The following is a 6703-nucleotide window of genomic DNA, read 5'->3' on the forward strand; positions in this document are numbered from 1 at the left end:
ACATCAACCTCGTCACGCTTCATGAGTGCCCGACCCTTGATGTCTTCCATGGTTTTCGCAAGCGGGGTAGAGCCCACGATAGAGCGTACTTCTCCTACATCATTCTGTGGCAGACTCAGCTGGTGCTTGAAGTTGGCGTAGAACTGCGCCCGAAGGTTGGACTGACGGCCCGCTGTCACCAGGAGGTGAACACCGATGCTGAGACCTTCACGAGAGATTCGCACCAAAAGTTTGAAGAGCTCCGCTTCATAGGCTTCTTCCTTCATGGACTCATAGCTGTCCAGTAGGATGGCGATAGCCGGTTCTTCCTGACCGCTAGCCTGACGGTAGAGCTCCAAGGTACCAACACCGTAGTCCGACAAGAGCTTCTTACGCCGGTTGAGCTCCCGCTCCATGATGCGTACAAACTTGGCAATCTTCTCCGTCTGATCCAAAAGCAAGGTATCGGCTACCTGCGGTAATTGCCCCAGCGGTGCCAGACCATTGGTCCCGAAGTCCATTAGGTAGAGCGTGACATCTTTGGGACTGAACTTGCGAGCCAAGTCCATGGCCGCACTTTGCAGGAAGGTTGTCTTCCCCGTACCAGGACTTCCGTAGAGCAGGATATGCCCATCCTTGGACAAGTTGACAGAGACAGGTTCTTGCTTCTGTGCCTGCGGGATATCCGCCATTCCGAGAAGGACAGAGACCGGCTTCTTTTGCTCCCAGGCTTCCTTCGGCTGGATAGGTTCCAACTCTTGCAGGGTCATCCGCTCTTTAAGCGGTGGCAGCCATGGCTGTGGTACCGGTGGGATTTGCTGGCTCTCTGTCAATAGTTGGATCTGACTGACAATAGCCTCTAATTCCGTCGGTACTTCCTTGATATCTTCTGCTAGGTCAAGACCTGACAGGTCTTGATTGAGCACTTCGTATTGGCCTAGGTCGTTGATTAAATAGATGGTATGGTCTTCGATACCCATCTCGTCCTTATCCGGCTGGTAGTCTGCCCCTGACCAGGCTGACTGGAAGAGCTCATAGACTTCATTATTGCCGACCTGCAGATAGGCCCGGCCTGTCTGGGTGATCTCTGCCGCATCTGGCGTCTTAAGCATTTCCATCGAGTCCGTCCGGTCTGCCACCTTGAGCGCTAGCTTAAAGCGAGAGTTGGACCAGATCTGGTCATCTACCACCCCAGATGGCTTCTGAGTAGCCAGGATCAAGTGGACCCCGAGGGAACGCCCGACCCGAGCGATGGATACCAGCTCCTTGATAAAGTCAGGCTGGTTGACCTTGAGCTCTGCGAACTCATCCGAGATGAGGAAGAGATGGGGCAGGGGTTCAGTTGCTTCCCCGTTCTTAAATTTCTTTTGATATTGGTTGATATGATTGACTTCAAACTCTCTGAAGAGCCGCTCCCGGCGGTGAATCTCCGCATTGATGGAAGCCAGCGCCCGCATAGATTGGGCCCCGTCCAAGTTGGTAATGGTTCCCAAGAGATGGGGCAGGTTCTTGAAGAGGTTGGCCATTCCCCCACCCTTGTAGTCGATGAGGAGAAAAGCCACATCGTGCGGGTGGAAGTTGACGGCCAGACTCAGGATATGTTTTGGGTAAAATAGCAGAGCAGAGAAATTAATGATAAAATGGAAAGCTCTAGAAGTGATAAAAAATATTCTTGTCACATTATACCATATGATAGATAAGATCAAAAACAAATTAAAATAGAAGACTACACCCACATAGTCTTCTATTCATATCCTTTTAGAATCATTTATTTTTCAGCACCAGGGACTTGGCTTTGAAATTTACTGTTCTGAATATCAGTGACTTTTTTCTGATAAGATTTTTCATTAAAAGATTTCTTCAACGAAAAATCATTGATGGCAATCGCCAAATTCTTATCCCTGCTTTCAAAAGTTTTTGCTGCTCCTGCCAAATAACTATTAAAATTGGTAATAGCCATATTTATTGTGTCTTTTCCTTCTCTGAAAGAATTAATGCAAGCTGTTAAACCAGGTTCTGAACTATCCTCAACCCAATTAGTAGCAGATACATCCTGAGCCGCAAAAGCCGTTTGAAGCTCTTTCTTATTGACATTCTGCAAACGTGCTGTATCTATTTCGACTTTATCTACTTTTCCCATAGTAGCTCCTATTCTTCTTTTTGTGGATGAGATTCAACCCACTGCTTGAAATCATTAAAAGATCGAATCTGTGTTTTCTCTCCAGTTGTTTCATCTGTGGCATAAAGTTCCATTACATCCTGACCTTCGGGCGCAAACCAATGAATTAAATCATTAAACCATTCCTCCTCATTGTATTGGTCTGGACGGAAATAGATTTTATTCATGTCTCTCATTTTTTTCGCAATTTCAGGATAAATCTTAGCAAAATTAGTACCTGAAACTTCTACAGAATCACCTATTTTATACGATGGTATTATGTAGCCAGGAACATACTCCATACCATTCTTTAATAGTGCGTTATTAATCTGATCCCCTATTCCACCTCTTACAAGATCCATAGACTTATATATTGTTCCTCTCATATAAGTTCTAGTATCCTTCTGATCTAAAAGTAGATTAATCTCTTTTTCTGACATCTCTTTTTCAATTTTTCCTGACTCCAATGCTAGAATAAAATATTTAATTTTCTCCGGTTTCCCTTTTTCATACGAGTGCATACTAAAAGTTAGAAATTCTTTTCCGTTCCTTGTAAATTGTGCACGAATTTGCTTAAGCCTATAAGTATTCTCTCGTCCTAACAAATCGTAGACATTGACTTCCTTACTAGTTATTTTAGATGGATCCTGCAAATTATAAATCTTGATTTTGAAATATTCCTCTTTACTAATTTTAGACGACGTTAAGCCATCCTCTTCAGTAAGAATATTATACTTGAAATCTGTTATATAATTCTGCCCATAATTGAAAGAACCATCATTTCCGCTAGTAACCAATACATATTTATTTTGACTGAACAACTCTATTTGATCAACATTATAGTCTTCTTTATCATACTCTTTTTTTCGCCCACCTACTAAAAAGGCGAAAAGAACTACTGAGGCTAGAAGAATCGCTCCAATGAATATGTACCTTTTTTTATTGAGTTTCATTTTTTTCACCACCTGTCCCCACTGAACCTAGCCATTTATCTTGATATTCTCCTGAGTTGAATTTAAACTTACTATTATAATCTTCGCGCTGCAACATCTTCATGTCATTATAGACCTGATCAATACCAATTGCAGAAGGACTCTTATAGTGATCTCCTCGAAATAAATCATAGGAGTCTTCACTAATTTTTCCTTGTTTATATAGATTCGCTGTATACTCGTCAAATTGTTTTAACACATCAGCCTTATCTTGAACACTTTCTTGAGTGTGCTCATAGATATAGCGACGAACCCCATTCTTCTGCAAATCATCAACTTTTAAGATAGATTGCAAATCATAGGTTAAGTCATAACTTACTTTCCCCTTTTCCCCAGATGAATTTGAAATTGGTCCATAATACTGACCACCAACATCAAATATATTGTTTTCTAACTTGTTCTTAGCCTCCTGAAGTTCTTTATCATATTTTATAATTTTCTCATAGCTAGATACAAGAGCCAAAGCGTTGCCTGCATGGCCTCCGATCTTTTCTTTATACAAATCACCAAAAGTATAAGCGTATTTTCCAACCTTATCTCCTACTCGAATAGAAGAACTTAGACTATCATCCATGGTTACTACACTAGAGAGTGTGTCTAAGACAGCACTTACTTCTGGAACTGTACCCAAGGAGGCAGCTTTTGCTACAAAGGAAATCATTTCTTTCTGCCGCTTTTCTGGAAGTTCCTTAATTTTTAAAAGCTGTTCTTCACTGTCAACTTCTTTGCTAGTATAAATTTGTTTTGTGTTCCAACCAATTATTTGGTCTCCTTTTTTGATACTAAAATCAAAACCACCATTATTCTGATTTAAAACAAGAGTAGAAACATCAATACTAGTACTTATATCAATACTATTCGATCCAGGCCCCTTTATGTATTTCTTCCCTACTTCCAAGCCATACATCGCTTCAAAGAGGTTCGTCAAACGGCCAACATTTGCCATCTGTTGTTCAAAAGCTACTAATTGACCGTTTATTTGAGCCATGGTCCGATCATAAGCATCAAACTCTGCCTGACTAGCACCAGAATCTGGCACTTTGGGAACTAAAGCAGTTGCAGCCATACCGATTAAGCTAGCATGTCGATCCCCAGCATAGGTTAATTTTTCAAAGTAAACCGAAGATCTTTCTAAATCCTGATTAGCAATAGCTTCGACATAACTCCGAAGAATTTCCATTTCAGGTTCTGAACCATCTTTTATTCTGGAGTAATTCTTAATCACTTCTCCATAAATCAGATCCATCATTGCTCCACTAACATTTGTTGAATTAATTCCCCCAAGTATTTTATGGTAAGCCTTCAGTTTTTTATAGTACATTTCCTTCTCTTCATCTGAGAGTTGGTCAACATCCTGAACGAGAAGCTCATAATCTTTACTAAACTTTGTAAGATAACCTTTTAGAGCCTCTCCATCCCCTGAATTCTGTATAGATCCAATTAGATACATATTATCCTTAGTTAATTGTCCATTCTTTATCAAGGAAAGAGTATCTTCAATAGACAGCGAGCTAATGCTAGCACCATTAGCTATGATTGAATTAATCGTCACAATCGTTGCGTTATGAGCTGCCAATTCACTACTAAAAGTTGTATTCGCGCTAGCAAGATCTTCATGAGTATTATCTCTATCCTTCTTTAGATTTCCCAACAATGCAATAATATCATTTTGGATTGACTCTGTTGAAGGGTTTATAGTTAGGTCATGTGATCGAGGTGATTGAGCTAAGGCATCTTTTGCTGTTGTTAAAGCAGAGTCTAAACTCTCTTTTACAGAATCAAATTTTTTCTTTGTATCTTCTGTTAGCCATTTCCCTATTGACTCAATATCTGTATCTTTAGTCTTAATGACTGAACTTCCTGCAAATCCAGCATCATTAACATCCTCTATATAATTTGAAATTAGTATCCCATATTTTTCCATTGCAAGAGGAAAATCTTCATAAAGTGTCTTTGAAATAGTATTAATCCTATCTGTGAATGCTTCAATAGCTTCCGCAAATTGTTGGTCTGTAGCAATATGGAGCTCTTGTTTGTAAGCACTGATTTCAGCACTATAAACTCTAGAAGCATTCACTGCATTAGTTGAATGGGTCTGTAGACCTTGCTTATCTTTGATGTGGACTTTCATACTCTATACTACCTCATTTCTTCGCATTTTTTGCTGCTTCTATCTCGGCCAATCTATCTTGTGCTCGCGATTTAAATAATGCCATATTAGTCTCGAATAGATCCAAGGCTAAAGCAGTGATTTGCTCATTAATTACTTCCTGAGTACTAGTTTTTACACTTACATACTTGTTGGAGCTGTTTTTTATATCGTCCTGTTCCTTATCATACTCTTCGTCATATTTTTGCCCAGCTACATGAAGACTCTCCATGTCATCTTTAGTTGTTGGAACATTTGTACTAACCCCTTCTAATGCCGAAGAAGCTGCTTTGAGAGCCTCTATTTTTTTCTCAAGTGCAGCTAGTTCATTTTCTAGGGTTATAGTTGTTTCCGATTTTGCCATAATTCATTTTCTCCTAGTACATTAAAACTTTAATCTTGTTTGCAATAGTATTTTGAACATAATAATGTATTTGTTCTTCCAATAATTGCTCTCTTAACGGTTTATTATTAACAGCAACTACAGTTTGATCTGTAATTCTAACAGCCATAATTGCTTTCTTAAAGGACTTAGCTACTGCAGATACTGGATCAATCTGTCGATTTAAGCTAGGTACAGTCATTACGATAGAGGCATATCCTCCTCGTTCACCTTTATCTAAAATATAAGCCAAATTATCACGTGTTTCTTGACTCATTTTCTCAATTAATTCAGTCAAATTATAGAGCACCAAAGTAGCTACATGATCGAAATTTTTAGCTTTCATACGTTCATCAATTTTTTGAGAAATAACTGCTATCAACTCCTCATATTCATCTGGATTATTAACAACTAATACATTCTCATCAGATTCAATCTCATTATATTGGGGAGCTAAAATAATCGTCTTTTGTTTTCCACGTGAAAGCAAACGAGCAAAGGCCGCCATTTGGCTTTCTTTTTCTGTTAGATAAAGTAGATTTCCACCACAGGGTTTCCAAGTCACCGTCTCAACCGTCTCCATATCCAGTCCTAGCGGTACCAAGCCCTGCTTATAAGCTGCTTGGACACTAGCCCGGCTATAGAAGTCCGCCTCCGTCAACTCCTCTGGCACCATCGGAATGGCACTTGGTCGCTGTCCGGTCCAAGCTTCTTGGAGAGAAGCGACTTCTTGACGCAGGTTGTTGAGGACTTGCGCATCATTAGCACCCTCTACTGGCAAAGCCAGCTGGATAACATCAACCTCGTCACGCTTCATGAGTGCCCGACCCTTGATGTCTTCCATGGTTTTCGCAAGCGGGGTAGAGCCCACGATAGAGCGTACTTCTCCTACATCATTCTGTGGCAGACTCAGCTGGTGCTTGAAGTTGGCGTAGAACTGCGCCCGAAGGTTGGACTGACGGCCCGCTGTCACCAGGAGGTGAACACCGATGCTGAGACCTTCACGAGAGATTCGCACCAAAAGTTTGAAGAGCTCCGCTTCA

At 40.7% G+C, this 6703-nt stretch carries 4 protein-coding genes and 2 pseudogenes; all 6 read right to left on the reverse strand.

Going from position 1 to position 6703, the window contains the following annotated elements; translation table 11 throughout:
• A pseudogene (essC, locus tag D8877_RS12095) lies at positions 1 to 1580 on the reverse strand (type VII secretion protein EssC); the annotation flags it as partial.
• 167 nt (positions 1581 to 1747) lie between these two features.
• A complete protein-coding gene (locus tag D8877_RS12100; protein ID WP_049553207.1) occupies positions 1748 to 2119 on the reverse strand; it encodes a hypothetical protein in 372 nt (123 codons plus the stop codon).
• A gap of 8 nt (positions 2120 to 2127) precedes the next feature.
• Positions 2128 to 3090 (reverse strand): hypothetical protein, encoded by a 963-nt coding sequence (locus tag D8877_RS12105; protein WP_049553206.1) that lies wholly within the window; start codon positions 3088 to 3090, stop codon positions 2128 to 2130.
• Positions 3077 to 5260 carry a hypothetical protein gene (locus tag D8877_RS12110; RefSeq protein ID WP_049553205.1) on the reverse strand — a complete coding sequence of 728 codons (2184 nt, stop codon included), beginning with the start codon at positions 5258 to 5260 and terminating at the stop codon, positions 3077 to 3079. The genes D8877_RS12105 and D8877_RS12110 overlap by 14 nt, the downstream gene beginning before the upstream one ends.
• A gap of 13 nt (positions 5261 to 5273) precedes the next feature.
• Positions 5274 to 5642 (reverse strand): hypothetical protein, encoded by a 369-nt coding sequence (locus tag D8877_RS12115; protein ID WP_002913935.1) that lies wholly within the window; start codon positions 5640 to 5642, stop codon positions 5274 to 5276.
• Positions 5643 to 5655: 13 nt separating this feature from the next.
• Positions 5656 to 6703, reverse strand: a pseudogene (locus D8877_RS12120) (type VII secretion protein EssC); the annotation flags it as partial.

The sequence above is a fragment of the Streptococcus sanguinis genome (assembly GCF_003943735.1).
Lineage (GTDB): Bacteria > Bacillota > Bacilli > Lactobacillales > Streptococcaceae > Streptococcus > Streptococcus sanguinis_E.

Excerpts from the sequence above, each read along its gene's own strand:
- D8877_RS12110 (WP_049553205.1), bottom strand. The coding sequence starts at position 5,260 with ATGAAAGTCCACATCAAAGATAAGCAAGGTCTACAGACCCATTCAACT.
- D8877_RS12115 (WP_002913935.1), bottom strand. The coding sequence starts at position 5,642 with ATGGCAAAATCGGAAACAACTATAACCCTAGAAAATGAACTAGCTGCA.
- D8877_RS12105 (WP_049553206.1), bottom strand. The coding sequence starts at position 3,090 with ATGAAACTCAATAAAAAAAGGTACATATTCATTGGAGCGATTCTTCTA.
- D8877_RS12100 (WP_049553207.1), bottom strand. The coding sequence starts at position 2,119 with ATGGGAAAAGTAGATAAAGTCGAAATAGATACAGCACGTTTGCAGAAT.